This is a genomic window from Telluria sp. PB2R4, assembly GCF_059685695.1.
This window is the reverse complement of record NZ_JCASIC010000008.1, coordinates 148,498-173,104: the sequence shown is the minus strand read 5'-3', so window position 1 is coordinate 173,104 and position 24,607 is coordinate 148,498. Positions and strand designations below refer to the sequence as shown.

21 protein-coding genes and 1 tRNA gene are annotated in these 24,607 nt (G+C 63.1%); 18 read left to right on the top strand and 4 right to left on the bottom strand.

Annotated elements, in window-relative coordinates; all coding sequences use genetic code 11:
* Positions 1-9: 9 nt before the first annotated feature.
* Entirely contained in the window at positions 10-1,017 is a 1,008-nt protein-coding gene (locus AC56LU_RS15045) for an adenosine deaminase (protein ID WP_497176415.1), read from the bottom strand.
* Between the two features lie 608 nt (positions 1,018-1,625).
* Between AC56LU_RS15045 and AC56LU_RS15040 the strand changes: the two genes are divergently transcribed.
* From AC56LU_RS15040 to AC56LU_RS15005, 8 genes are all read left to right on the top strand, one after another.
* Complete coding sequence (locus AC56LU_RS15040; RefSeq protein ID WP_497176414.1) at positions 1,626-3,548, top strand: PrkA family serine protein kinase; 1,923 nt, start codon at positions 1,626-1,628, stop codon at positions 3,546-3,548.
* A gap of 163 nt (positions 3,549-3,711) precedes the next feature.
* Positions 3,712-4,983 (top strand): YeaH/YhbH family protein, encoded by a 1,272-nt coding sequence (locus tag AC56LU_RS15035; protein WP_497176413.1) that lies wholly within the window; start codon positions 3,712-3,714, stop codon positions 4,981-4,983.
* A gap of 56 nt (positions 4,984-5,039) precedes the next feature.
* Entirely contained in the window at positions 5,040-6,563 is a 1,524-nt protein-coding gene (locus tag AC56LU_RS15030; RefSeq protein ID WP_497176412.1) for a SpoVR family protein, read from the top strand.
* A gap of 951 nt (positions 6,564-7,514) precedes the next feature.
* A complete protein-coding gene (locus tag AC56LU_RS15025; RefSeq protein WP_497176411.1) occupies positions 7,515-8,174 on the top strand; it encodes an energy transducer TonB in 660 nt (219 codons plus the stop codon).
* Positions 8,175-8,260: 86 nt separating this feature from the next.
* Positions 8,261-9,202: a MotA/TolQ/ExbB proton channel family protein gene (locus AC56LU_RS15020; protein ID WP_497176410.1), complete on the top strand. Its 942-nt coding sequence runs from the start codon at positions 8,261-8,263 to the stop codon at positions 9,200-9,202.
* Positions 9,203-9,204: 2 nt separating this feature from the next.
* Positions 9,205-9,636: an ExbD/TolR family protein gene (locus tag AC56LU_RS15015; protein WP_497176409.1), complete on the top strand. Its 432-nt coding sequence runs from the start codon at positions 9,205-9,207 to the stop codon at positions 9,634-9,636.
* 81 nt (positions 9,637-9,717) lie between these two features.
* Positions 9,718-10,149, top strand: coding sequence for an ExbD/TolR family protein (locus AC56LU_RS15010; protein WP_497176408.1), 432 nt, complete (start codon positions 9,718-9,720; stop codon positions 10,147-10,149).
* A gap of 68 nt (positions 10,150-10,217) precedes the next feature.
* Positions 10,218-11,444 (top strand): tetratricopeptide repeat protein, encoded by a 1,227-nt coding sequence (locus AC56LU_RS15005; protein ID WP_497176407.1) that lies wholly within the window; start codon positions 10,218-10,220, stop codon positions 11,442-11,444.
* A 65-nt stretch (positions 11,445-11,509) separates the two neighbouring features.
* Here AC56LU_RS15005 and AC56LU_RS15000 read toward each other — a convergent pair whose 3' ends face one another.
* On the bottom strand, positions 11,510-12,484 hold the full coding sequence (locus AC56LU_RS15000; RefSeq protein ID WP_497176406.1) for an IS1595 family transposase: 975 nt from the start codon (positions 12,482-12,484) through the stop codon (positions 11,510-11,512).
* 210 nt (positions 12,485-12,694) lie between these two features.
* On the opposite strand from AC56LU_RS15000, the gene AC56LU_RS14995 reads away from it, so the two are divergent.
* The 9 genes from AC56LU_RS14995 (at position 12,695) to AC56LU_RS14955 (ending at position 23,162) form a co-directional block, all read left to right on the top strand.
* Positions 12,695-13,678 carry a bifunctional riboflavin kinase/FAD synthetase gene (locus tag AC56LU_RS14995; RefSeq protein ID WP_497176405.1) on the top strand — a complete coding sequence of 328 codons (984 nt, stop codon included), beginning with the start codon at positions 12,695-12,697 and terminating at the stop codon, positions 13,676-13,678.
* Positions 13,679-13,784: 106 nt separating this feature from the next.
* The gene (gene ileS, locus AC56LU_RS14990) at positions 13,785-16,691 is read left to right on the top strand and encodes an isoleucine--tRNA ligase (protein WP_497176404.1); all 2,907 of its coding nucleotides are present in this window, start codon (positions 13,785-13,787) and stop codon (positions 16,689-16,691) included.
* A 48-nt stretch (positions 16,692-16,739) separates the two neighbouring features.
* Positions 16,740-17,267: a signal peptidase II gene (gene lspA / locus AC56LU_RS14985; protein WP_497176403.1), complete on the top strand. Its 528-nt coding sequence runs from the start codon at positions 16,740-16,742 to the stop codon at positions 17,265-17,267.
* Between the two features lie 33 nt (positions 17,268-17,300).
* Positions 17,301-18,521 (top strand): bifunctional phosphopantothenoylcysteine decarboxylase/phosphopantothenate--cysteine ligase CoaBC, encoded by a 1,221-nt coding sequence (coaBC, locus tag AC56LU_RS14980; protein ID WP_497176505.1) that lies wholly within the window; start codon positions 17,301-17,303, stop codon positions 18,519-18,521.
* 18 nt (positions 18,522-18,539) lie between these two features.
* Entirely contained in the window at positions 18,540-18,989 is a 450-nt protein-coding gene (gene dut, locus AC56LU_RS14975; RefSeq protein WP_497176402.1) for a dUTP diphosphatase, read from the top strand.
* A gap of 24 nt (positions 18,990-19,013) precedes the next feature.
* Positions 19,014-20,096 (top strand): M48 family metalloprotease, encoded by a 1,083-nt coding sequence (locus AC56LU_RS14970; protein WP_497176401.1) that lies wholly within the window; start codon positions 19,014-19,016, stop codon positions 20,094-20,096.
* Between the two features lie 145 nt (positions 20,097-20,241).
* Positions 20,242-21,267, top strand: coding sequence for an XdhC family protein (locus AC56LU_RS14965; protein ID WP_497176400.1), 1,026 nt, complete (start codon positions 20,242-20,244; stop codon positions 21,265-21,267).
* Between the two features lie 105 nt (positions 21,268-21,372).
* On the top strand, positions 21,373-22,275 hold the full coding sequence (locus AC56LU_RS14960) for a DMT family transporter (protein ID WP_497176504.1): 903 nt from the start codon (positions 21,373-21,375) through the stop codon (positions 22,273-22,275).
* Positions 22,275-23,162 (top strand): DNA-3-methyladenine glycosylase family protein, encoded by an 888-nt coding sequence (locus tag AC56LU_RS14955; protein ID WP_497176399.1) that lies wholly within the window; start codon positions 22,275-22,277, stop codon positions 23,160-23,162. Before AC56LU_RS14960 ends, AC56LU_RS14955 begins: the two co-directional genes overlap by 1 nt.
* Positions 23,163-23,166: 4 nt before the next feature.
* Here the strand turns inward: AC56LU_RS14955 and AC56LU_RS14950 are convergent, their stop codons facing one another.
* Both AC56LU_RS14950 and AC56LU_RS14945 read right to left on the bottom strand, forming a co-directional pair.
* Positions 23,167-23,580 carry a T6SS immunity protein Tdi1 domain-containing protein gene (locus tag AC56LU_RS14950; protein WP_497176398.1) on the bottom strand — a complete coding sequence of 138 codons (414 nt, stop codon included), beginning with the start codon at positions 23,578-23,580 and terminating at the stop codon, positions 23,167-23,169.
* A 189-nt stretch (positions 23,581-23,769) separates the two neighbouring features.
* Positions 23,770-23,846: transfer RNA gene (locus AC56LU_RS14945), tRNA-Met, on the bottom strand.
* 172 nt (positions 23,847-24,018) lie between these two features.
* Between AC56LU_RS14945 and AC56LU_RS14940 the strand changes: the two genes are divergently transcribed.
* Complete coding sequence (locus AC56LU_RS14940; RefSeq protein ID WP_497176397.1) at positions 24,019-24,600, top strand: NUDIX hydrolase; 582 nt, start codon at positions 24,019-24,021, stop codon at positions 24,598-24,600.
* The last annotated feature ends 7 nt before the right edge of the window (positions 24,601-24,607 follow it).

Below are 24,607 nucleotides of genomic sequence, written 5' to 3'. Positions count from 1 at the left end.
GGGTCTACCTTATGCGGCGGCAAAGAATGCATCGACCTCGGCGAGGAAGGCGCGCTTGCGCTCCGGGTCGAGGAAGGAGGCGGCGAAACTGTTGTGCGCGAGCTGGCGCGCATGGCCGGTGTCGAGCGGCAAGGCCTCGAAGGCGGCGATGAAATTGGCGTTCATGTAGCCGCCGAAATAGGCCGGGTCGTCCGAGTTGACCGTGGCCGCCAGGCCGGCGTCGAGCAGCCGGCGCAGGTTGTGGCTGCCCATCACGTCGAACACGCGCAGCTTGATGTTCGACAGCGGGCACACGGTGAGCGCCATGCCCTCGGCCGCCAGGCGTTCGGTGAGTTCCGGGCTCTCGAGCGTGCGCACGCCATGGTCGATGCGCTCGACCTTGAGCACGTCGAGCGCGCTTTCGATGTAGCTTGGCGGGCCTTCTTCGCCCGCGTGCGCCACCAGGCGCAGGCCGAGCTGGCGCGCGCGCTCGAACACGCGCGCAAATTTTTCCGGCGGGTGGCCGAGCTCGGACGAATCCAGGCCGACGCCGATGAACTTGTCGCGGTAAGGCAGCGACTCGTCCAGCGTGGCGAGCGCTTCTTCCTCGGACAGGTGGCGCAGGAAGCACATGATCAGGCTGGCGCTGATCGGGCCATCCTGGCAGGCGCGCCAGATGCCGTTGATGACGGTCGCGAAGGACACGCCGCGCGCGGTATGGGTTTGCGGGTCGAAGAAGATCTCTGCGTGGCGGACATTGTCGGCATGCGCGCGCGCCAGGTAGGCGGCGGTCATGTCGTAGAAATCCTGCTCGGTCAGCAGCACGCTGGCGCCGGCGTAATAGATGTCGAGGAAGGATTGCAGGTCGCTGAAAGCGTAGGCCTCGCGCAACGCCTCGACCGAGGCGTAGGGCAGCGATACGCCGTTTCTTTGCGCTAACGCAAAAATCAACTCAGGCTCGAGCGAGCCCTCGATGTGGATGTGTAATTCTGCCTTGGGCATGTTCTGCAGAATCGTGCGCAGCTGGTCGTTCAGCATGAGGTTCTCCGGCGCCGGTGTGGGGTCGATGTGACATGGCCGACAAGTGTAACGCATGCCTGCCGCACTCTCCCGTCATAGGTGAAATCGGCCGTCTTGCACTGCGCTGTATTGACCGTTTGCGTGCGCCACAGCTTGGATAGTTGGTGCACTATCGGCTCACAAAGTTGATATTTAAGCAGCCTGGAGCGGACCGAATCGACCGCGCCGGAAAGCGTCCGGAAAGCCGTGTCCGCACGCGTTTTCCAGGGCCGCCGGAGCCCTGGAAAATCAGTATTTTCTTCTTCGATTCAAGCACTTGCATATGCGGTGCACGTACGAACGACGGTGCTTTGACTTCGGGAACTATTAGGCACATAATAAATTTCACAAACGCAAAAAAAGACGCTCTCCACACTGCGGGAGACCGGTGCGGCCGACACGGCCGTCCGGGACAACAACAAGAAAATCGCCGCACCCGCGGCGCCGGCAATCCCGGCGCCAGTGCGGGCGACCGAACTAGGAGTACGCAAAAAAAAACAGACCGGGGCCTGGGGCAGCCGAGCATCGACGGCGGCCGTGAAAGTGATCGTTGTTGGCACACGCTTTGCACATAAAGGACAGACGACATGAGCATCTTTGACAACTACACCGCCCGCTATGAGCGTACCCGGGAAGAGGAATATTCCATGGCAGAATTCCTCCAGCTGTGCAAGAAGGATCCCCTCACTTATGCCAGCGCGCCGGAGCGCATGCTCGCCGCGATCGGCGACCCCACCCTGGTCGACACCCGCCTCGACCCGCGTTTGTCGCGCATCTTCGCCAACAAGGTGATCAAGATCTATCCGGCCTTCCGCGAGTTCTACGGCATGGAAGAAGTGATCGAGCAGGTCGTCTCCTATTTCCGCCACGCGGCCCAGGGCCTGGAAGAACGCAAGCAGATCCTCTACCTGCTGGGCCCGGTCGGCGGGGGCAAATCCTCGATCGCTGAAAAGCTCAAGAGTTTGATGGAACACGTGCCCTTCTATGCGATCAAGGGTTCGCCCGTGAACGAGTCGCCGCTGGGCCTGTTCAACGAACTTGAGGACGGCACCATTCTCGAAGAAGACTACGGCATTCCGCGCCGCTACCTGCGCGCCATCCCGAGCCCATGGGCCGTGAAACGCCTGCACGAATTCGGCGGCGACATCAACAAGTTCCGCGTCGTCAAGCGCTACCCGTCGATCCTGAAGCAGATCGCCGTCTCCAAGACCGAACCGGGCGACGAGAACAACCAGGACATTTCCTCGCTGGTCGGTAAGGTCGACATCCGCAAGCTCGAAGATTATGCCCAGGACGATCCGGATGCCTACAGCTACTCGGGGGGCCTGTGCCTGGCCAACCAGGGCCTGATGGAATTCGTCGAGATGTTCAAGGCGCCGATCAAGGTGCTGCACCCGCTCCTGACGGCCACGCAGGAAGGCAACTACAAGGGCACCGAAGGCTTCGGCGCGATTCCCTTCGAGGGCATCGTGCTGGCGCACTCCAACGAGTCCGAATGGAAGACCTTCCGCAACAACCGCAACAACGAGGCCTTCCTCGACCGCATCTACATCGTGAAGGTGCCGTACTGCCTGCGCGTATCCGACGAAATCAAGATCTACGACAAACTGCTGTACAACTCCTCGCTCGACAAGGCCCCTTGCGCGCCCGGCACGCTGCGCATGATGGCGCAGTTCGCGATCCTGTCGCGCCTGAAGGATCCCGAGAACTCGAGCATCTATTCCAAGATGCTGGTGTACGACGGCGAAAACCTGAAGGACACCGACCCCAAGGCCAAGTCGCTGCACGAGTACATCGACTATGCCGGCGTGGACGAAGGCATGAACGGCCTGTCGACCCGCTTCGCCTTCAAGATCCTGTCCAAGGTCTTCAACTTCGACAATACCGAAGTGGCGGCCAATCCGGTGCACTTGCTCTACGTGCTGGAACAGCAGATCGAGCGCGAGCAGTTCCCGCCGGAGACCGAGCAGCGCTACATGTCCTATATCAAGGAACACCTGGCGCAGCGCTATGTCGACTTCATCGGCAAGGAAATCCAGACCGCCTACCTGGAAAGCTATTCGGAATACGGACAGAACATCTTCGACCGCTACGTCACGTTTGCCGACTTCTGGATCCAGGACCAGGAATTCCGCGATCCGGACACCGGCGAGAGCTTCGACCGCGAATCGCTCAATGCCGAGCTCGAGAAGATCGAGAAGCCGGCCGGCATCTCGAATCCGAAAGATTTCCGCAACGAGATCGTCAACTTCAGCCTGCGTGCGCGGGCCACCAACGCCGGCAAGAACCCGGCCTGGACCAGCTACGAGAAATTCCGTAGCGTGATCGAGAAGAAGATGTTCTCGAACACCGAAGAACTCCTGCCCGTCATTTCGTTCAATGCGAAAGCGAATACCGAGGATGCCAACAAGCATGCCGACTTCGTGGCCCGCATGGTCGAGAAAGGATATACGCCGAAGCAGGTACGCCTGCTGTGCGAATGGTACCTGCGCGTGAGGAAATCCTCCTGAATCAATTCCGTGCGCCGGGCGGCGGCGCAGGCCCCGCTCCCGGCGGCGTGCGCCGTCACCGGCGCACGCGCGTGCATCGTACGCGTCTGCGCCGCGCGTATTAAGATAGGAGTACCGGCTGGTTTCGCGGTGCGCCGAAGGTTTTTAGAGCAGGAGGCCTGTTTTGACTTACCTTATTGACCGTCGCTTGCAGGGCAAGAACAAGTCCGCGGTCAACCGCGAACGCTTCCTGCGCCGCTACAAGGCGCAAATCAAGGATGCGGTCGGCCGCGCGATCAAGGGCCGTTCGATCACCGATATCGAAAATGGCGAGAAAGTCACGATCCCCGTCAAGGACGTGAACGAGCCGCATTTCGGCCACGCCCACGGGGGCGTCTGGGAAACCGTCAACCCGGGCAATACCGAATACCAGAAAGGCGACCAGTTCAACCGCCCACGCAGCGGCGGTGGCGGGTCGGGTCGCGGGCGCGCCGGCAACAGCGACCAGACCGTCGAGGACGACTTCATCTTCGAGCTGTCGCGCGAAGAGTTCATGAATTACTTCTTCGAAGATCTTGAGCTGCCGAACATGATCAAGACGCAGCTCAGCCAGACCATCGAATTCAAGAGCCAGCGCGCCGGCTATAACGTGTCCGGCACACCGTCCAACATCCACGTGCTGCGCTCGCTGCGCGGCGCACTCGGACGCCGCATCGCCGTCGGCGGCCCCGCCCGGCGTCAGCTGCGCGAAGCCGAGGAAGCGCTGCAGGCCCTGCTCGACCAGGGCGCGCCTTCCGACGACGAGATGGTAGTGGCGCTGAAAGACAAGATCCACCACCTGCATATCCGCCTCAACGCGATTCCCTTCATCGACCCCTTCGACCTGCGCTATTCAAACCGGATCAAGGTACCCAAGCCAAGCACCTCGGCCGTGATGTTCTGCATCATGGACGTGTCCGGCTCCATGGACGAGACCCGCAAGGACACCGCCAAGCGCTTCTTCATCCTGCTCTACCTGTTCCTCAAGCGGGTGTACGAAAAAATCGAGGTCGTTTTCATCCGCCACCACACGGCCGCGGCCGAAGTGGATGAAAACGAGTTCTTCCATTCGCGCGAATCGGGCGGCACGGTGGTGTCCTCGGCCCTGCACCTGCTGCAGAAGGTGCTCTCCGAACGCTACGGCAGCGCCGACTGGAACGCCTACGTGGCCCAGGCCTCGGACGGCGACAACTGGGACAACGACTCGGTGCTGTGCAGGCAGATCCTGTCCCAGTCGATCATGCCGCGGGTGCAGTACTACACGTATGTCGAGATCACCGACGGCCCGCCGCAGAACCTGTGGGAGCAGTATTGCGAGGTGGCCGACCATCATCGGAATTTCGCGATGCAGAAGATCGTCACCCCGGCCGACATCTACCCGGTCTTCCGGGAGCTGTTCAAGAAACAGCCGAAGTAAACATCAAGGAATGCAGCGACACCTCGCTGCAAACACCGACGACACGGAGGCCCTCCATGCCAAGAGACCCGAACAACCCGCGCGCCCTGCCCGACCAGTCGGAGTGGACCTTCGACCTGATCGAACAGGCGCACGAGGAAATCAAGCGGGTGGCCAAGCGCTACGGCCTGGACACCTACCCGAACCAGCTCGAGATCATCACGGCCGAGCAGATGATGGACGCCTATACGTCCGTCGGCATGCCGGTCTCGTACAACCACTGGTCCTTCGGCAAGCACTTCCTGTCGACCGAAAAGAGCTACAAGCGCGGCCAGATGGGCCTGGCCTACGAGATCGTCATCAACTCCAACCCCTGCATCGCCTATCTGATGGAGGAAAACAGCCTGACGATGCAGGCCCTGGTGATCGCGCACGCTGCCTACGGGCACAATTCATTCTTTAAGGGCAACTATCTGTTCCGCACCTGGACCGATGCCGACGCCATCGTCGACTACATGGTCTTTGCCAAGAACTATATTGCCGAGTGCGAACAGCGTTATGGTATCGATGCGGTCGAGGAATTGCTCGACTCCTGCCACGCGCTGCAGAATTATGGCGTCGACCGCTACAAGCGGCCGGCCAAGCTGTCGGTAGCGCAGGAAACCGCGCGCCAGAAGGAACGTGAAGAATATGCCCAGTCGCAGATCAACGAAATCTGGCGCACCCTGCCGCTGCGCGACGAACAGGTAACGAATGCCGCGCCGGTGCGCTTCCCGCCCGAGCCCGAAGAGAACCTGCTCTACTTCATTGAAAAATACGCGCCGCTGCTGGAACCCTGGCAGCGCGAGCTGGTGCGCATCACGCGCAAGATCTCGCAATACTTCTATCCGCAGCGCCAGACCCAGGTGATGAACGAAGGCTGGGCCACTTTCTGGCATTACACGATCCTGCAAGAGCTGTACAAGGAAGGCATCGTCGGCGACGGATTCATGCTCGAGTTCCTGCAAAGCCATACGAACGTCGTCTACCAGCCGCCTGCGACCAGCCCCTACTATAGCGGGATCAACCCCTATGCGCTCGGTTTCGCGATGATGACGGACATTCGCCGTATTTGCGAAGATCCGACTGACGAAGACCGCGCCTGGTTCCCCGACATGGCCGGCAGCGACTGGATCAAGACCCTGGACTTTGCGATGCGCAACTTCAAGGACGAGAGCTTCATCGCCCAGTACCTCTCGCCCAAGCTGATTCGCGAATTCCACTTCTTCGCCGTGCTCGACGACGACCGCAGTGACAAGCTCACGATTTCGGCGATCCACGACGAGCAGGGCTACCGCTACGTGCGCCACAAGCTGGCGGAGCAGTACAACATAGGCAGCCGCGAGCCGAACATTCAGGTCTGGCAGGTCAATACCCGCGACGACCGCGCACTGACCCTGCGCCATACCCAGTTCAACCGCCGGCCGCTGAACCAGCAGGCCCAGGAGGTACTGAAACACGTCGCGCGCCTGTGGGGCTTCGATGTGCGGCTCGAAACCGTGGACCCGAACGGCCACGTGGTCAGCTTCCTGGAGTGCCGGCGCGAGAAACGCGGCCGCTGAAGGCCGGTGAGGCCTGCCGGGGCCGCTCCGCTGGCGGCGAGCATGCGGGCGCCTGCCCGACCGCGGCTTCTCCCGGAGCTGCCGAGCCTTCCCTCTAATTTCTCACGATGGCCGCGCCTTCCGGCGGTCTTTCCTGCCATAATGCCTGCGCCCGCTACCGGCGCCGGTGTCCGCATACCTCCCCACGCCTCCACGCGCAGCGCCACAACGCGACGACGACCTGCGTTCACGCTCGGATCCGCCTGAGGCGACGGGAAATCCGTGTTCGGGCACAGAGGCTGCAGTTACCCGCTTAGCCTAGCCCGTTCTTCCATGTCCGATCATCCGTTTTACTAGCCCTCCCCCAAGGGTATAGCCACGTGGACGCATATTTTTTTGCGCATCTGTGCGCAAACACACTGTTCAAAATGACGATTTCCATGTAGTTTTGCTATGCATGAGAAGCAGATATCGGAAATCCAGTTATCAAACGCACAACTGAAGCATATCAAGACGAGCTTTGCCCATGACTTTTAGCTATGCGTTATGCAGTGGGAATGGGCTTTTCCGGTGTACTCAACAGTACGCGCCGCTTCTGTAAAACTGGCTATAGTTTGCGTAAAGACCGGGATAGCGTCGTACGAAATTTGCCACAGAACCAGTTTGGCAATAAAAATTCGGCAAAACCACGCTACGTGCCTCACGATCCACATATGGAGGGGAACTGCTACATAAAATTACAATTCGCACCTGCTTTCTGGACCACGAACACCCTGGCGCCGGACTTGTATAGATGAGCTTCTTTGCCTGCTTTTACAGGCAGTTAGCACTCCTTTCGGGGGTACAAAAATGTATGCCCAAAAAAGAATTCGTAGGTATAATTCTTCGATGTCCCGGATGCGGCCCTAGGTTTTTGTCGTGTTTAGTGGGTTTAGTGGCAACAAAAAAGAGTTGGTATTGGAGAAAGATGGCATGAATTTTACGCATGAGAAGAACCCGGGAAAGAATATTACCGGTCTCGCCATTGTCATCCTGTTGCACGTTCTGGTAGCTTGGGCCGTCATCAATGGCTTGGGTACCCGGATCGTTGCCAAGGTGACCGAGGCTGTGGAAACGAAACTGATCGAAGAGGTGAAGCCGCCGCCACCGCCGGACACGCCGCCGCCGCCGCCGCCGCCGGAAATGAAGGCTCCGCCACCGCCATTCATCCCGCCGGTCGAAGTCCAGGTGCAGCAGCCGCCGCCGCCGCAGAACGCGATCACGACGGCAACCAACACGCCGCCGCCGACCACGAGCCTGGCACCACCTGCACCACCCGCTCCGCCGGCGCCGCCGGCAGCACCGCGCGGCCCGAGCCGTACCGAGGCAGGTGTGGACTTCAACACTTGCGCGCGTCCGGAATACCCGCGCTCGTCGCAGCGTAACGAAGAAACTGGTACCACGACCCTGCAGTTCCTGATCGGTGTCGATGGTCGAGTAATAGAATCCAAACTGCAGAAGTCGTCTGGCTTCCGCGACCTGGACCGGGCTGCGCAATCGGCCCTGAGCAAATGCCGGTTCAAGCCGGGAACTGTTGATGGCCAGCCGCAACAGTCGTGGACAGCGGTGCAGTACGTCTGGACGCTGGAATAAAACCGAGACAGAACATCGTCTCAATCTATGATTTTCGTTGTTAATTAAGTTCAGCGAACTGTCTATTTTATATTTTTGGAGGAAGCATGTTTAAGAATACCCGTTTGTCCGCTGTGCTGGCGGCTGTCCTGTTCTCGGTATCGGCGGCATCGGCCCTGGTCTCCGCACCAGCCTTCGCTGACGCTCCTGCCGCAGGCGCTACCGCTCCGGCGACTGACGCGGCTGCCCCGGCTGTCGACGCAGCCGCTGCACCGGCTGCCGACGCTTCGGCTGTCGACGCAGCTGCTCCGGTCGACGCAGCTGCTCCAGCTGCCGAAGGCGCCACCGAAGAAGTCCACAACCCGTACGGCTTCGCCGCCATGTGGGAAGAAGGCGACTTCGTCAACAAGGGCACCATCATCATCCTGTCGCTGATGTCGATCGGTTCGTGGTACATCATCATCACCAAGCTGATCGACCAGCAGAAGATCATGAAGCAGTCGAAAGAAGCGACCGCCAAGTTCTGGAAAGCGCCGTCGATCGCCGCTGGTTCGGCTCAGCTGAAAGAAGGCTCGCCATTCCGCTTCATCGCTGAAACCGGCACCAAGGCAACCCAGCACCACGACGGCGCCCTGCTCGAGCAGATCGACCTGTCGACCTGGGTGACCATGCAGATCCAGCGCGCCGTTGACCGCGTCCAGTCGCGCCTGCAAGATGGCCTGTCGTTCCTGGCAACCGTCGGTTCGACCTCGCCGTTCATCGGTCTGTTCGGTACCGTCTGGGGCATCTACAACGCGCTGACCGCCATCGGTATGTCGGGTAACGCGTCGATCGACAAAGTGGCAGGTCCGGTGGGTGAAGCACTGATCATGACCGCATTCGGTCTGTTCGTTGCAGTTCCTGCGGTTCTGGGTTACAACTGGCTGGTTCGTCGTAACAAGTCGGTCATGGAAGACATCCGTTCGTTCTCGGCCGACGTTCACTCGGTCCTGATCTCGGGTGCCATGTCGACCTCGAACGCTGCCACCGGTGCTAAGAAGGCTGGCTAATCATGTCGATGAGTGTCGGCTCCGATTCCGGAGATGAAGATACCGTGATGTCGGAGATCAACACGACGCCCCTCGTGGACATCATGTTGGTTCTCCTGATCATCTTCCTGATCACCAGCCCGGTGGTTCTGAACTTGCAGAAAGTGAACCTGCCTGCAGAATCGAACCAGGTCACCAAGACCAAGCCGGAAGACGTCAACATCACCATCAACAAAGATGGCGAGATGTACTACAACCAGACGCGCATCGCGAACACGGACGAGCTGTTCAAGTTCCTCGCGGAGCAGTCGGTGAAGCAGCCGCAGCCTGCTGTGAAAGTTCGTGGCGATCAGGAATCGCGCTATGAAGCAGTCGGCCGGGTCATCTACACGGCTCAGCGTGCTGGGATTCAGAAGGTCGGTTTCGTTATCGAACCACCTGACAAGGGCGGCTAACACCCTGTCCGCGATGTCGGGGCCTTGTTCGCGAGGCCTTGATATCGCGTCCGAGACCCCAACATTTGAAAAGGAAACACCATGGGCATGAGTATAGGTTCAGGCTCCGCTAAAGGAGCTGATCCGGAACCGATGATGGAAATGAACATGACGCCGCTGATCGACGTCCTGCTCGTTCTTATCATTATGTTGATTATCACGATTCCGAAGCAAAATCACTCGGTCAATCTGAACATGCCGGTCGGCACCCCGCCACCGTCGACCACCCAGCCGGTGGTGGTGACGATTGACGTGGACTTCGACGGCACCATCCTCTGGGATGGCCAGGTTGTTCCGAATCGCCAGGAACTGGAAGCCAAGATGAACGGCGTCGCTGCGATGCCGGACCAGCCGGAAGTGCACCTGCGTCCGAACAAGCTGGTCGAGTACAAGGTGGTTGCGGGTGTCATGGCAACCGCACAGCGACTCGGCGTCACCAAGATCGGCATGGTCGGTAACGAGCAGTTCCAGTAATCGATCCATGTATGACCAACACGGCAGGGTTTCCCTGCCGTGTCCATTTTGAAGAAGGATGTTTTCAGATGATTAAATTCCGTCTCGCACACCTTGGCCTCGCAATGGCCGCTCTCGGTTTCACCGCTGCCCTGCCGGTCATCGGCATGGCCCCTGTGCACGCCGCGGTCACCCTGCGTCCTGAAGTCGGCAAGCCGCTGCAGCAAGCGCAGTCGCTGCTGAAGCAAGGCAATGCCAAGGGCGCACTCGCTGCCCTGCGCGACGCGGACAAGGCAGCCAAGGACGACAACGAACGCTTCCTGATCGAGCGCGTGCGCGCTTCGGCAGCCTCGTCGGCAGGCGACTGGAACCTCGCCGCCAACTCGTTCGAAAAGCTGCTCGACTCGGGCAAGCTGAGCGCCAATGAGCGTTCGCAGTTCTCGGAAGGCCTGGTCGGCATCTACATGCGCGCCGGCGACCTGAACAAGGCGAACGCCACCATCCTGAAGCTGCTGAAGAACGGTAACGATCCGAAGCTGCGTGCCTACCTGATGCAGAACTACTACAAGCAAGGCAATGTCGCCGCGCTCGAGCAGGAACTGCGCAATGCTGAAAAGAGCGGCCGCCTGAGCGAAGACGAGCTCGGCATGCTGGCGAACATCCAGCTCAAGAAAAATGACAAGCTCGGCTATGTCAACACCATCGAGAAGCTGGCGAGCAACTACCCGAAGGCACAGTACTGGAACGACCTGCTCAACCGCGTGCAGGGCAAGCCGGGCTTCTCGGGCCGCCTGATGGTCGACGTGTACCGACTCAAGCTCGCCAACAACCTGATGAAGAAGCCGAGCGAGTTCATGGAAATGGCCCAGCTGGTGCTGCAGGCGAAAGCCCCGGCCGAAGCGCTGAAGGTGATCGACAAGGGCTACAAGGCCGGCGCCCTGGGCACCGGCACCGACGCCGCCCGCCACCAGCGTCTGAAAGACCTGGCCGAGAAGAACCTGGCCGAGCAGAACAAGGGCGTCGCCGCCCTGGAAGCCGAATACACCGCCGCCAAGGACAACGACGCGCTGGTGGGCCTCGGCTACGCTCTGGTGCAGGCTGGCCAGGCCGACAAGGGCCTGAAGATGATGGAAAGCGCCATCAAGGCCGGCGGTCTGCGTTACGCCGACGAAGCCAAGCTGCGCCTGGGCGAAGCCTATGCCGCGGCCGGCAAGAAGCAGCAAGCCATCAACACGCTCAAGACCGTCTCGGGCAAGGAAGGCACTGCCGACCTGGCCCGCTACTGGATCATGGCGATCAACCGTCCGATCGCGTAATCGCTCCGTCGATCACGCGTCCACGAAACGCCGCCTGTTCGCAGGCGGCGTTTTTTATGGCGCTGTCACCGTTTCGTATTGATGACTCCAACTGCGATGCGCAGCAATTGCTCAACAGTAGTAACTCGTTCGCAATCAAGTGCCCGATGCCAGCCCAGGTAATTCGGCAAGTAGCGCGAGGCCACGCCATGAAACCGGAGCAGCCAATGGCGCAAGCGCTGGTGGTAGGCATTGACGCTCTGCACATGGATTGCGCCGGCAGCGCCGTGACGTACCCGCTGCCCTGCCCGCAGGTTGACCGCCTGGTGAGCGATGCCATGTTTGCGTGAAAATGCGCGGTAAGCCGCATTCGAATCGCTGACCAGGAGCACGTGATCATCCAACCTGGGCAACAGATGGCGCTCCAGTTGCGCCATGTTGAGAGCGCCGCGGCCGACCAGTGCACCGATCGTCTGCCCGCTGCGGTCGCGTGCCACCAGGATGCAGTCGAGCTCGTTCGAGATGCCGCGTTTTCTTGCCCTGCCGCCCCGTTTGCGCGGCGCACGGTCCAGCTTGCGTGAACCCTTTTGCGATTCCAGGATGAACATCTCGTCGGCCTCGACAATGCCGTGCAGGCGCTGCGGCAGGTCGTGCTTGACCCGGTCGAGGAAACGGTGGCGCCAGCGAAAGGCGGTGTTGCGGTGAACGCCGGTGTCAACGGCGGCGGTGCGCACCGGCTTCGATTCGCGCAGCGCACTGAGATAATCGAGCCATTTCTCGCGCAGGCGCAGCCGCGCCAGCGGTGTGCCGCTCAGATCGTTGAAGGTGCGCCCGCAGTCACGGCAGCGGAAGCGCTGCAGGTTATTGGCCTGGCCATGGCGGTAATGGCGGGTGCTGGCGCAACGCGGGCAGCGGCGCGTCGGTGCCCGGATCTGTCCGATGAGCGCGATTACCTGGTCGAGACCGGCGGCCGGATGCAGGGCGGCCAGTGTTTGCAGGCGCTGCGGCTGGTTCAGCGCAGGCAGTCGTGCGAACCATTTCTTGAAACTGGGTGCTTTCACGGCCGGCTCCCGTCAATGCAGTCGGGTGTTCGACCGCCAAGGAGCTCAACAGTTCAATCCTCATCCACAGCCAAAGGTGACAGCGCCCTTTAATTGCTACTCGCGTTGGCGCCGCCGCATCGGCAGACCTACGTTGCTGTGCAACATGCGAGTTACCGTATAATCAGATATTTCGCGCCGGACCGGCCGGTTGCGCAACTGGAATCATTGATGAAGGTATTTCGCGGACTTCCCAACGACAGGGCGCGCGCACCCTGCGCCCTCACGATCGGCAACTTTGACGGTGTCCACCGCGGCCACCAGGCATTGTTGGCGCACGTGCGCGGCGCAGCCGCGGAGCTGGGGATCGAAGCCGCCGTCATGACCTTCGAGCCGCACCCGCGCGAATACTTTGCGCGGCGCAGCGGCGACCTGTCCAGGGCGCCGGCCCGCATCGCCAACCTGCGCGACAAGCTGGGCGACCTGTCCCGGGCCGGCATCGACCGTGTCATCGTCGAGCACTTCAACGAACACTTTGCTTCCCAGTCTCCGCGCGACTTCATCGAACGCGTGCTGGTCGACGGCCTGCACGTGAAGTGGCTGATGGTCGGCGACGACTTCCGCTTCGGCGCCCGCCGTCTCGGGGACATCGCCATGCTGCAGGACGCGGGCCGCGAATATGGCTTCAAGGTCGAGACCCTGGACGCCGTGATGCTGGGCGAGCGCCGCATCTCGTCCTCGGCCGTGCGCGAAGCGCTGGCCGCCGGCGACTTCGCCGCCACCCAGGAATTGCTGGGCCATCCGTACGCGATGTCGGGCCACGTGATCCATGGCCAGAAGCTTGGCCGCACGCTCGGTTTCCCGACCCTGAACCTGCGCGTTGCGCACCGCCCTGCCCTGTCCGGCATTTTCGTGGTGCAGGTCCACGGCCTGGCAGAGGACGGAAGCAATGCGCCGCTGCCGGCCGTCGCCAGCCTCGGCGTGCGTCCGACGGTCGAAGACGCCGGCCGCATGCTGCTGGAAGTCCACGTGTTCGACTACGATCAGCCCGCCTACGGCAAGCAGGTCCGGGTCGAATTCCTCGCCAAGCTGCGCGACGAGGAAAAATACGTCGACCTGCCCACCCTCACGGCCGCCATCGAGCGCGACGCCGTCCAGGCGCGCGCCTTTTTCGCGCAGCGCAGCGGCGCGCTCACCGCGACCGACCGAATTTGACGCCGCCAGTCCAGCACCGACCGAGGCACACCGAATCCAGGTGCAGCATGCGAATGCAAAGCGGTCCGCCCGCGGCACCGAACCGAATCCCCTAGAGAAGAAGCATATGTCCGATACCAAGCCAGACCAGAACAAGCCCGCCCAGAAGGGCGCGAAAAAGCCAGAGAGTAAATACCCAGTCAACATGACGGACACCCCGTTCCCGATGCGCGGCGACCTCGCCAAGCGCGAGCCGGGCTGGGTCAAGCAATGGCAGGACAAAAAGATCTACCAGCGCATCCGCAAGGCGGCCGCCGGCCGTCCGAAGTTCATCCTGCACGATGGCCCGCCGTATGCGAACGGCGACATTCACCTCGGTCACGCGGTCAACAAGATCCTGAAAGACATGGTGGTGAAGTCGCGCACCATGGCCGGCTACGACGCGCCCTATGTGCCGGGCTGGGACTGCCACGGCATGCCGATCGAGATCCAGATCGAAAAACAGTTCGGCAAGAACCTGCCGACCGCCGAAGTGCTGCAGAAAGCCCGCGCCTACGCGCTCGAGCAGATCGACCGCCAGCGCGCCGGCTTCATCCGCCTGGGCGTGCTGGGCGAGTGGGAAAACCCTTACATGACGATGGCCTACGGTAACGAGGCCGACGAACTGCGCGCCCTCGGCAAGCTGCTGGAGAAGGGCTACGTGTACCGCGGCCTGAAGCCGGTGAACTGGTGTTTCGATTGCGGCTCGGCGCTGGCCGAAGCGGAAGTGGAGTACCAGGACAAGCGCGACCCGGCGATCGACGTCGGCTTCCCGTTTGCCGAGCCGGAAAAGCTTGCCGCCGCATTCGGCCTGGCTTCCCTGCCGGCCGCCAACGGCTTCATCGTGATCTGGACCACCACCCCGTGGACCATCCCGTCGAACCAGGCACTGAACGTCAATCCGGAAGTAACGTATGCGCTGGTTCAGGCCGAGCGCGAAGTTGATGGACAACGCCAGCCGCTGCTCCTGATCCTGGCGCAAGACCTGGTCGAAGCGACCCTGCAGCGCTACAAGCTGGAAGGCGCGGTCATCGCCACCACCCTCGGCGAGAAGCTGGAAGGCCTGCGTTTCAAGCACCCGCTGCATGCGCAAGACCCCTTCTTCGACCGCACGTCGCCGGTTTACCTGGCCGACTACGTGACGACCGACAGCGGCACCGGCGTGGTCCACTCGGCCCCGGCCTACGGCCAGGAAGACTTCCAGTCGTGCAAGGCCCACGGCATGAAGGACGACGAGATCCTGAAGCCGGTCATGGGCGATGGCCGCTTCGCCTCGACCCTGCCCCTGTTCGGCGGCCTGACCATCTGGGAAGCCAGCAAGCCGATCTGCGAAGCCCTGCGCGCCGCTGGCGCCCTGTTCGAACTGAAGATGTTCGACCACAGCTACATGCACTGCTGGCGCCACAAGACCCCGATCGTCTACCGCGCCACCTCCCAGTGGTTCGCCGGCATGGACCTCACCCCGAAGGATGGCGGCCCGACCCTGCGCGAGACTGCCCTTAGCGGTATCGCCGAGACCAAATTCTTCCCCGACTGGGGCCAGGCTCGCCTGCATGGCATGATCGAGAACCGTCCGGACTGGACCCTGTCGCGCCAGCGCCAGTGGGGCGTGCCGATGGCCTTCTTCATCCACAAGGAAACCGGGGAACTGCACCCGCGCACCCCGGAACTGGTGGAACAGGTCGCCCAGTTGATCGAGCAGAACGGCATCGATGCGTGGCAGACCCTGGACCCGGCCACCCTGCTGGGCGAGGACGCCACGACCTATGAAAAGAACAAGGACACGCTGGACGTGTGGTTCGACTCGGGCGCCACCCACCAGACCGTGCTGCGCGGCTCGCACGCGGAACAGTCCGCCTTCCCGGCCGACCTCTACCTGGAAGGTTCGGACCAGCACCGCGGCTGGTTCCACTCCTCGCTCCTGACGTCCTCGATGCTCAACGGCCGCCCGCCCTACAAGGCGCTGCTGACCCACGGCTTCACCGTCGACGAGAACGGCAAGAAGATGTCCAAGTCGCTCGGCAATACCATGGCGCCGCAGAAGATCTCGGATACCCTGGGCGCCGACATCCTGCGCCTGTGGGTGGCCTCGACCGACTACACCGGCGAGCTGTCGATCGGCGAAGAGATCCTGAAGCGCGTGACCGAGTCGTACCGCCGCATACGCAATACGCTGCGCTTCCTGCTCGCGAACACCTCGGACTTCGACCCGGCGCAGCACGCCGTGCCGGTGGCCGAGCTGCTCGAGATCGACCGCTACGCGATCGCCTCGATGGCCCAGCTGCAGAACGACATCGCCGGCCACTTCGAGCGCTACGAGTTCCACCCTGTGGTCTCGCGCCTGCAGAACTACTGCTCGGAAGACCTGGGCGGCTTCTACCTCGACATCCTGAAGGACCGCCTGTACACCACCGGCGTCGAATCGCTTGCGCGCCGCTCGGCCCAGACCGCGCTGTGGCACATCGCTAATTCCCTGCTGCGTGTGATGGCGCCGATCCTGTCCTTCACCGCCGAGGAGGCCTGGGAGAAGTTCGCCGGCCAGCAGGCGTTTGCCGAGTCCGACGAGACCATCTTCACCCAGACCCTCTGGAGCTTCCCGGAGCTGCCTGACGCCGAGGCACTGCTCGCCAAGTACACCGCGCTGCGCGAAGTGCGTGCCGATGTCACCAAGCAGCTGGAAGAAGTGCGCGCCTCGGGTGCAATCGGCTCCTCGCTGCAGGCGGAACTGGCGATCAGGGCGGCGGGCGAGAAGTACAAGCTGCTGGCCAGCCTGGACGACGACCTGAAGTTCGTGTTCATCACCTCGCAGGCAAGCGTCGAGCAGGTGCCTGATGCCGCCGACGAAGCGGTGACCGTGACCCCGTCGGAAGCGGAAAAGTGCGAGCGCTGCTGGCACTACCGCCGCGACGTCGGCCATGACCACGCGCACGCCGGCCTGTGCGGCCGCTGCACCAGCAACCTGTTCGGCAGCGGCGAAGCACGCCGCTACGCGTAAGCAACATCCGCTCGCGGGATTCCTCCCGCGAGCATCACTTCCTCTACCATGGCCACCAAAAAGAAAACCGCATCGCCGGGCGCCAAGCCCGTCTACATGAGTTCCGCCAGCCTGTTCCCATGGCTCGGCCTGTCGCTCATCCTGGTCTTGCTCGACCAGGTCACCAAGCTCACCGTCGAACGCAGCTTCGCGTATGCCGAGACGCTGCCGATCACCAGCTTCTTCAACCTGATCAAGGTCTACAACCCGGGGGCGGCCTTCAGCTTCCTGGGCGACGCAGGCGGCTGGCAGCGCTACCTCTTCCTCGCCATCGCGATCGGCGCGGTGGGCTTCTGCCTGTACATGATGAAGAAGAACGCCAGCCAGCGCCTGTTCTGCTTCGCGCTGGCCCTGATCATGGCGGGCGCGATCGGCAACGGCATCGACCGCGTGGTCCACGGCCACGTGATCGACTTCCTCGATTTCTACTGGAGGGGCGTCGGCCACTTTCCGGCGTTTAATATCGCCGACATCGCCATTTCGATCGGCGCTTTCCTGTTCATCGTCGACGAACTGCGCCGCGTGAACAAATCGTAATGAGCAAGTCCTGAACAGGGAGGCATGATGAGCATGGAACTGAAGGGCAAGAAGATCGTCCTCGGCCTGACCGGCGGCGTGGCCTGCTACAAGGCGGCCGAACTGTGCCGGGCCCTCGTCAAGCAGGGCGCAAGCGTGCAGGTGGTCATGACCGAAGCCGCCACCCATTTCATCGGCACGGTGACCATGCAGGCGCTGTCCGGCCAGACGGTCTATCTCGACCAGTGGGACCCGCGCATGGCCAATAACATGGCCCATATCGACCTGACGCGCGATGCCGACGCGATCCTGGTCGCGCCCTGCTCGGCCGATTTCATCCGCAAGCTGGCGCACGGCGCATGCGACGACCTGCTGTCGACCCTGTGCGTGGCGCGCCCGCGCCGGGTGCCGCTGCTGGTGGCGCCGGCGATGAACGTCGAGATGTGGGAAAACCCGGCGACCGCCCGCAACGTGAAGCAACTTGGCGAGGACGGCGTCAAGCTGTTCGGCCCCGCGGCCGGCTCCCAGGCCTGCGGCGAGACCGGCCTGGGCCGGATGCTCGAGCCGGAACAGCTGGTCGAAGAGCTGATCGCCTCGTTCCAGCACAAGGTCCTGGCCGGGCGCCGCGTCCTGATCACCGCCGGGCCGACCTTCGAGCCGATCGACCCGGTGCGCGGCATCACCAACCTTTCCTCGGGCAAGATGGGCTATGCGGTGGCGCGCGCCGCGCGTGAAGCCGGCGCCGACGTCACGCTGGTCACCGGCCCGACCTCGCTGCCGACCCCGCATGGCGTGCGCCGCATCGACGTGCTCACCGCCCAGCAGATGCACGACGTGGTCATGGCCGGCATCGAGGGCCAGCACGTCTTCATCGGCGTGGCCGCGGTGGCCGACTGGCGCGTGGCCAATGCCAGCGACCAGAAGCTCAAGAAGCTCGACGGCGGCGGCGCCCCGCAGCTCGAATTCGTGCAGAACGCCGACATCCTGGCCACCGTCGCCGCCACCACCACGCTGTCCGGCTGGCCCTACTGCGTGGGCTTCGCCGCCGAATCCGAGAACCTGATGGCCTACGGCCCGGCCAAGCGCCAGAAAAAAGGCATTCCCCTGTTGGTCGGCAATATCGGCCCGCAGACCTTCGGTCAGGATGAGAACACCATCATCCTGTTCGACGAGGGCGGCCACACGGTGCTGCCGCGCGCCGGCAAACTGAGCCTGGCGCGCCAGCTGGTTTCCGAAATCGCGAAGCGCCTCGAACAGCGCTCGCTCCTGACATGAACACAAGAAGAACACCGCATGAAGAACATCGATCTCAAGATCCTCGACCCGCGCATGAGGGAGCTGCTGCCCGCCTACGGCACGCCAGGGAGCGCCGGCCTGGACCTGCGCGCCTGCATCGACGCCCCGCTCGTCATCGAACCCGGCCAGACGGTACTGGTACCCACCGGCCTGGCCATCCACATCGGCGATCCGGGCTATGCCGCGATGATCCTGCCGCGCAGTGGACTCGGCCATAAGAACGGCATCGTTCTTGGCAATCTGGTAGGCTTGATCGACTCCGACTACCAGGGACAACTGATGGTCTCGACCTGGAACCGCAGCCACGCGAGCTTCACGCTGCAGCCGCTCGACCGGCTCGCCCAGCTCGTCATCGTGCCCGTGCTGCAGGTGGGCTTCAACGTGGTGGAGGAGTTCGCATCGAGCGAACGGGGCGCCGGCGGGTTCGGCAGCACCGGCAAACAATAAACCCGAAGACAAGTAAGGAGGACCATGTTCCGCATCAATCGTTTGCGTCAGGCCGGGCTCGCCATCGCCAGCGCCGTCCTGCTGTCGGCCTGCGCCACGCAGGGACCGATGCAGCCGGGCCAGCCGCTCCCACCGGGGCAGACGGCTCCCGCGACACCGCAAGTAACACCGGAGATGACGGCGGCCGCCGACACTCTCACCCGGATGGCGACGCTGCAGGACCGCCTGTACAAGGTCGCTGCGCCCCTCCTGATCGACAACGCCGAGCTGTGCACGCGCCACGCGCGCAACCTGCTCGGGTTCACCGCCAAGAACCGCTACACCTACCCTGGCACCTATAACGACGCCGCCCACGCCGTGCTCGGCATGGGTGAGCGCCTGCAGGTCACCAACGTGCTGGCCGGCAGCGGCGCCGCCAAGGCCGGCCTGCGCCAGGGCGACGAACTGGTGGCTGCCGGCGGCAAGCCGCTGCCGACCGGTCCCAATGCCCTGTCCCAGGCTGGCGCCGTATTCGGGCCGATCGTGCAGAAGCAGGCCAGCCTGCCGCTGACGATCGAGCGCCGCGGATCGCAGCGCGACGTGACGGTTCCCGTGACGCGCGCCTGCGCCTTCGGCATCGAGCTGGGCAACGCGGACAACATCAACGCCTACGCCGACGGCCAGCGCGTGATGGTCACGCGCGGCATGATGGGCTTCGTGCAGAACGACGACGAACTGGCCTACGTGGTGGCGCACACCATGGCGCACAACATGCTCAACCACGCGGCCAGCCAGCGCAATTCCGCCACCATCGGCAGCATCATCGACAACCTCACCCGCATCACGCCCGACACCTCGATGCTGATCGGCAGCGGCGGCATCAAGGCGATGCCGGCCGCGCACGACAGCGCCGCCGACCGCCTCGCGGTCTACCTGCTGGCACGGGCCGACTACCGCATCGAGGGCATCGCCGGGTTCTGGAAGCGCTTCGCCGACACCTATCCGGCCACGGTCCTGAACGGCCATAGCGCCAACCACCCGGCGCTGGCCCAGCGCACTGCCGCCATTGACAAGGCGGTGGCCGAGGTCAAGGCGAAGAAGTCGGCCAACAAGCCGCTGACGCCCTGAGTTTCCAGCGACAGGGTTGAAAATGCGGACGCTGCGTGCGTCCGCATTCATTTGAGCGCTGCCTTCCACCCTGCGTACCCCGCATCCAACGCGTCCTGCGCATTTTTTGTATCATGGTCCATCTCACACCATCCCCACCGGCACCATGGACAGCATCGACCTCGACGTATTGAAAACCTGCGACGCCTGGCTCGCCGCCGGCCACCGCTGCCAGCTGGTGACCGTCGTCAAGACCTGGGGCTCGAGCCCGCGCCCGGTCGGGGCCACGCTCGCCATTTGCGACGACGGCAGCGTGGTCGGCTCGGTTTCGGGCGGCTGCATCGAGGATGACCTGATCGACCGGGTGCGCGCCAACGGCATCGAACTGGCGCGTCCCGAGATCGTCAGCTACGGCATCAGCGCCGACGAGGCGCATCGTTTCGGCCTGCCCTGCGGCGGCACCATCGAACTGGCCATCGAGCCGCTCTCGCAGGGCAGCCGCATCGACGAGCTGCTGGCGCGCCTGGCGCAAGGCGAATTGGTCGAGCGCCGCGTCGACCTGGCCAGCGGCGCGGTCAGCCTGGCACGGGCCGATGCCGGCGCCGTCCAGCGCGTGGAAGACGGGGTACTCGCGACCATCCACGGCCCCCGCTGGCGCCTGTTCATCATCGGCGCCGGCCCGCTGTCGCGCTTCCTGGCGCAGATCGCGAGCGGCATGGATTATCGCGTGCTGGTGTGCGACCCGCGCGAGGAATACCGCAGTGGCTGGAACCTGCCGGGCGTGGAGCTGGTTCACGCGATGCCCGACGACCTGGTGATCGAGGCGCGCCTGGATGCGCGCAGCGCGGTGGTCGCCCTCACCCATGATCCCAAGCTGGACGACCTGGCGCTGATGGAAGCGCTCAGGTCCGATGCTTTCTATGTCGGCGCGATCGGCTCGCGCCTGAACAACGAGCGGCGCCGCGAACGCCTCAAGCTGTTCGACCTCGACGACGCCCAGCTGGCACGGCTTCACGGCCCGGTCGGCATCTACATCGGCAGCAAGACCCCGGCCGAGATCGCGGTCTCGATCATGGCCGAAATGACCGCCGTGAAGAACGGCGTGCCGGCCGCCTTGCTGGTGCCGCATGCGAATGCGCCCCAGCCGGCGGGCAGCGCGGCCTGCACGGTGCTGCGCGGCGCTGCCGCGTGAATTCGGCCGCAATAATTCAATCGCAACATCCGGATGGCGCGGCGCGCGCCGAAGCGCCATAATCGCACCTTTGCCCCCGCCCCTGCCCCGATGAATTCCGTGAACATGTTGCGCCTGGTAGCGCTGGCCGCCATCTGGGGCGGTTCCTTCCTCTTCATGCGCATTGCCGCCCCGGTGCTGGGCCCGGCCGTGCTGATCGAATACCGGGTGCTGTTCGCGGCCCTGTTCCTGGCCGCCGTCGCCTGGGTCATGCGCCGCAGGGGCAAGGGTACGCCACTCGACCTGCGCCACCACTGGAAGCACTACCTGATCCTGGGCTTCTTCAACTCGGCCCTGCCCTTCCTGCTGTTCGCCTTTGCCGCGCGCACGCTGTCGGCCTCGGTGCTATCGGTGTTGAATGCCACCGCGCCGATGTTCGGCGCGCTGGTTGGCGCTGTATGGGCGCGCCAGAAGGTCTCAGGCCGCGCCGCGCTGGGGCTGGTACTGGGCACGGTTGGCGTGAGCCTGCTGGTCGGCTTCGACCACGTGTCGGAACGTCCGGGCGCCTTTGTCGCGATCGCTGCCGCACTGGTGGCCGCCTTCTGCTACAGCATTGCCAGCCAGTACGCCAAGTCGGCCAAGGCGGTGCCGCCCTTCGCCAACGCGCACGGCTCGATGTGGGCCGCCACGCTGTTCGTGATCCCCGCCCTGCCTTTCTTCCCTGCGCCGGGCACGCCAACGCCGGGCATCATGGCTGCGGTGCTCGCACTGGGCGTCGTGTGCAGCGGCATCGCCTACATCCTGTACTTCAAGCTGATCGAAGAAGTCGGCACCACCTCGGCGCTCACCGTCACTTTCCTGAACCCGATGTTCGGCATTTTATGGGGAGCGCTGTTCCTGCATGAAGTGATCGGCTGGCACACGCTGCTGGGTTCAAGCATCGTGCTGGTCGGTACGGCACTGGTGACGGGCTTCGTGCCGGCCTTCCTGCGCGGCCCTGCGGTGCAGGCCGACAAACAGGCGAAGTGATGCGTGTCGAACTCGCGCTTGCGCTGCCGGCCGGCTATCGCACGCAAGACGTGCTGGCCTTCCACAGCCGCGATGCCGAAGGGATCGCGGAAAGGGCAAGCGAAGGCAGCCTGAGCAAGGGCGTGCTGCTCGACGGCGTGCCGGTACTGCTGGAAGTCGCGTTCGGACAAGCGGCCGCACGCTGCGCGGTGGAGGCCGACGGCGAGCTGACCCCGGCCCTGCTGGCGCGCGCACGCGACGCACTGCTCAATATCCTCGGCCTGCGCATCGACCCGGCCGGATTCGAAGCATTCGCACGCACCGACGCTGTGCTGGGGCCGGTCGTGGCGCGCCAGCCTGGTCTGCGCATCGTCCAGTCGGCGACGGTGTTCGAGGCCCTGACCTGGGCCGTCATCGGCCAGCAGATCAATTTGCCGTTTGCGATCTCGCTGCGCCGTACCTTCATCCAGCTCGCCGGCCGGGTCCATGCGAGCGGCTTGTGGTGCTATCCGGAGGCAGCGGACGTCGCCGGCCTTGCGTTGGAAGACCTGACCAGCCGCAAGTTTTCGCGCTCGAAGGCCGAGACTCTGCTGCGCCTGGCACACCTCGTTGCCGATGGCCGCGTCGACCTCGAGCGCGAGCGCCCTGTCGACGAGGTGGAACAGGAACTCCTGGCAATCAAGGGCATCGGCCCATGGACCGTGAATTACGCCCTGCTGCGCGGCTATGCTTACCCGGACTGTTCGCTGGAAGGCGACGTAGCCATCCGCACCGCCTTCCACCGGCTGCTGGGCGGCGATGCACGACCGGACATCCCGGCCACGCAGCGCCTGTTGGAACGCTATGCGCCGCATCGCACGATGGCCGCAGCCCACCTGTGGGCGAGCCTCAGCGGGCAAGCCGACTAAACAGTTAATTCCACCGCGGCAAATCATCGAACTGCTGGGCGCTCTCCCCCGAGAACCGGATCAGTTCCGGCAGCGGCACCGTGGCCAGGTTGTCGCGCCCATAGTGGCCGCCGAGCGCGCTCGGGATCTTGAGACAGTATTTGCGGCCTTCGGCCAGCGGGCCGAGCGTGGATTCGGCCAGGTGCACGACCTCCGGCATGTACCAGTCATTGAGGAAATCCTGGTTGTAGGCCAGCGCATCCAGTGCCGCGCGGCTGTCGGCGACCGGTTCGCAGCACAGGTCTTGCGGGCGCAGCCGCCAGTAGCGCCCTTCGTCGTCGCGAATGATGAGGTTGCCGAATGCATTGGACCCAAGAACCTCGACAGCGGTCAAGCCGACCCAGCCCCAGGCGTCGTTGATGTCGTTTACGTTGATCATGTGGTCTGCCCCGTTTGGTTCGCAGGCCGGCGCCAAGGCTGCGCGCAACGGCCGTTTCGGGTGTTGGACATGGCTGGCTCGACAACATTCCGGATGGATGCGCCCGGCTTGAGCTGGGTCGTGCGGGCGCCAGAATGACGATAAAAACGAAAAAGCCGTTGATACGTACGTATCAACGGCCTTGAATTCTGGTTGCGGGGACAGGATTTGAACCTGTGACCTTCGGGTTATGAGCCCGACGAGCTGCCAGACTGCTCCACCCCGCGTCTGTGAAATGAATTATACGCTGCAACGGTCTTTTAGGCAAATCCAATCCTCTCGCCGTGTGCAATTGCAGAATGGTATGGCTCGGCATTGCTCACACCGGCGCGCGCCGGCGACGGCCAGAGACCGGAAAATCAGTGTAAAGTAACAAGCAACTCAACCTGCCGCTGACCTATGAAATTCTGTTCCGAGTGCGCCCACCCCGTCGCCCTGGCGATTCCCGAAGGCGACAACCGGCCGCGCTACGTCTGTCCGCACTGCCACACCATCCATTATCAGAATCCCAAGCTGGTCATCGGCTCGATCCCCGTCTGGGAACAGGACGGCACACTGCAGATACTGCTTTGCAAGCGCGCAATCGAACCACGCTATGGCTACTGGACCTTGCCGGCCGGCTTTATGGAAAACGAGGAAACCACCGAGCAGGCCGCCGTGCGCGAAACCGAGGAGGAAGCCGGCGCCGATGTCGAGCTCGGGAAGCTGTTCACCCTGCTCAACGTGGCCCACGTGCACCAGGTGCATCTGTTCTACCTGGCGCGCCTGCGCAAGCTGGACTTCGCGCCGGGAGAAGAAAGCCTCGAGGTGGAGCTGTTCAAGCAGGACGAGATCCCCTGGGACGACCTGGCCTTCCCGACCGTGCGCACCACGCTGGAACTCTTCTTTGCCGACCGCGTCAAAGTGCGCGAGGGCGGCAGCTACGGTTTCCATAGCCGGGACATCGTGCGCCCGATGCTGGCGCCCCGCGAACCCGACTGATCCGTAG

What these genes read in the sequence shown, in the direction of transcription:
- dut (WP_497176402.1), top strand. Translation starts at nt 18,540, where the DNA reads ATGAAGAACATCGATCTCAAGATCCTCGACCCGCGCATGAGGGAGCTG.
- AC56LU_RS14955 (WP_497176399.1), top strand. Translation starts at nt 22,275, where the DNA reads ATGCGTGTCGAACTCGCGCTTGCGCTGCCGGCCGGCTATCGCACGCAA.
- AC56LU_RS15030 (WP_497176412.1), top strand. Translation starts at nt 5,040, where the DNA reads ATGCCAAGAGACCCGAACAACCCGCGCGCCCTGCCCGACCAGTCGGAG.
- AC56LU_RS15040 (WP_497176414.1), top strand. Translation starts at nt 1,626, where the DNA reads ATGAGCATCTTTGACAACTACACCGCCCGCTATGAGCGTACCCGGGAA.
- AC56LU_RS15015 (WP_497176409.1), top strand. Translation starts at nt 9,205, where the DNA reads ATGTCGATGAGTGTCGGCTCCGATTCCGGAGATGAAGATACCGTGATG.
- AC56LU_RS14995 (WP_497176405.1), top strand. Translation starts at nt 12,695, where the DNA reads ATGAAGGTATTTCGCGGACTTCCCAACGACAGGGCGCGCGCACCCTGC.
- AC56LU_RS14950 (WP_497176398.1), bottom strand. Translation starts at nt 23,580, where the DNA reads ATGATCAACGTAAACGACATCAACGACGCCTGGGGCTGGGTCGGCTTG.
- AC56LU_RS15005 (WP_497176407.1), top strand. Translation starts at nt 10,218, where the DNA reads ATGATTAAATTCCGTCTCGCACACCTTGGCCTCGCAATGGCCGCTCTC.
- AC56LU_RS15010 (WP_497176408.1), top strand. Translation starts at nt 9,718, where the DNA reads ATGGGCATGAGTATAGGTTCAGGCTCCGCTAAAGGAGCTGATCCGGAA.
- lspA (WP_497176403.1), top strand. Translation starts at nt 16,740, where the DNA reads ATGGCCACCAAAAAGAAAACCGCATCGCCGGGCGCCAAGCCCGTCTAC.
- AC56LU_RS15025 (WP_497176411.1), top strand. Translation starts at nt 7,515, where the DNA reads ATGAATTTTACGCATGAGAAGAACCCGGGAAAGAATATTACCGGTCTC.
- AC56LU_RS15020 (WP_497176410.1), top strand. Translation starts at nt 8,261, where the DNA reads ATGTTTAAGAATACCCGTTTGTCCGCTGTGCTGGCGGCTGTCCTGTTC.
- AC56LU_RS15045 (WP_497176415.1), bottom strand. Translation starts at nt 1,017, where the DNA reads ATGCTGAACGACCAGCTGCGCACGATTCTGCAGAACATGCCCAAGGCA.
- coaBC (WP_497176505.1), top strand. Translation starts at nt 17,301, where the DNA reads ATGGAACTGAAGGGCAAGAAGATCGTCCTCGGCCTGACCGGCGGCGTG.
- AC56LU_RS14960 (WP_497176504.1), top strand. Translation starts at nt 21,373, where the DNA reads ATGTTGCGCCTGGTAGCGCTGGCCGCCATCTGGGGCGGTTCCTTCCTC.
- AC56LU_RS14970 (WP_497176401.1), top strand. Translation starts at nt 19,014, where the DNA reads ATGTTCCGCATCAATCGTTTGCGTCAGGCCGGGCTCGCCATCGCCAGC.
- AC56LU_RS14940 (WP_497176397.1), top strand. Translation starts at nt 24,019, where the DNA reads ATGAAATTCTGTTCCGAGTGCGCCCACCCCGTCGCCCTGGCGATTCCC.
- AC56LU_RS14965 (WP_497176400.1), top strand. Translation starts at nt 20,242, where the DNA reads ATGGACAGCATCGACCTCGACGTATTGAAAACCTGCGACGCCTGGCTC.
- ileS (WP_497176404.1), top strand. Translation starts at nt 13,785, where the DNA reads ATGTCCGATACCAAGCCAGACCAGAACAAGCCCGCCCAGAAGGGCGCG.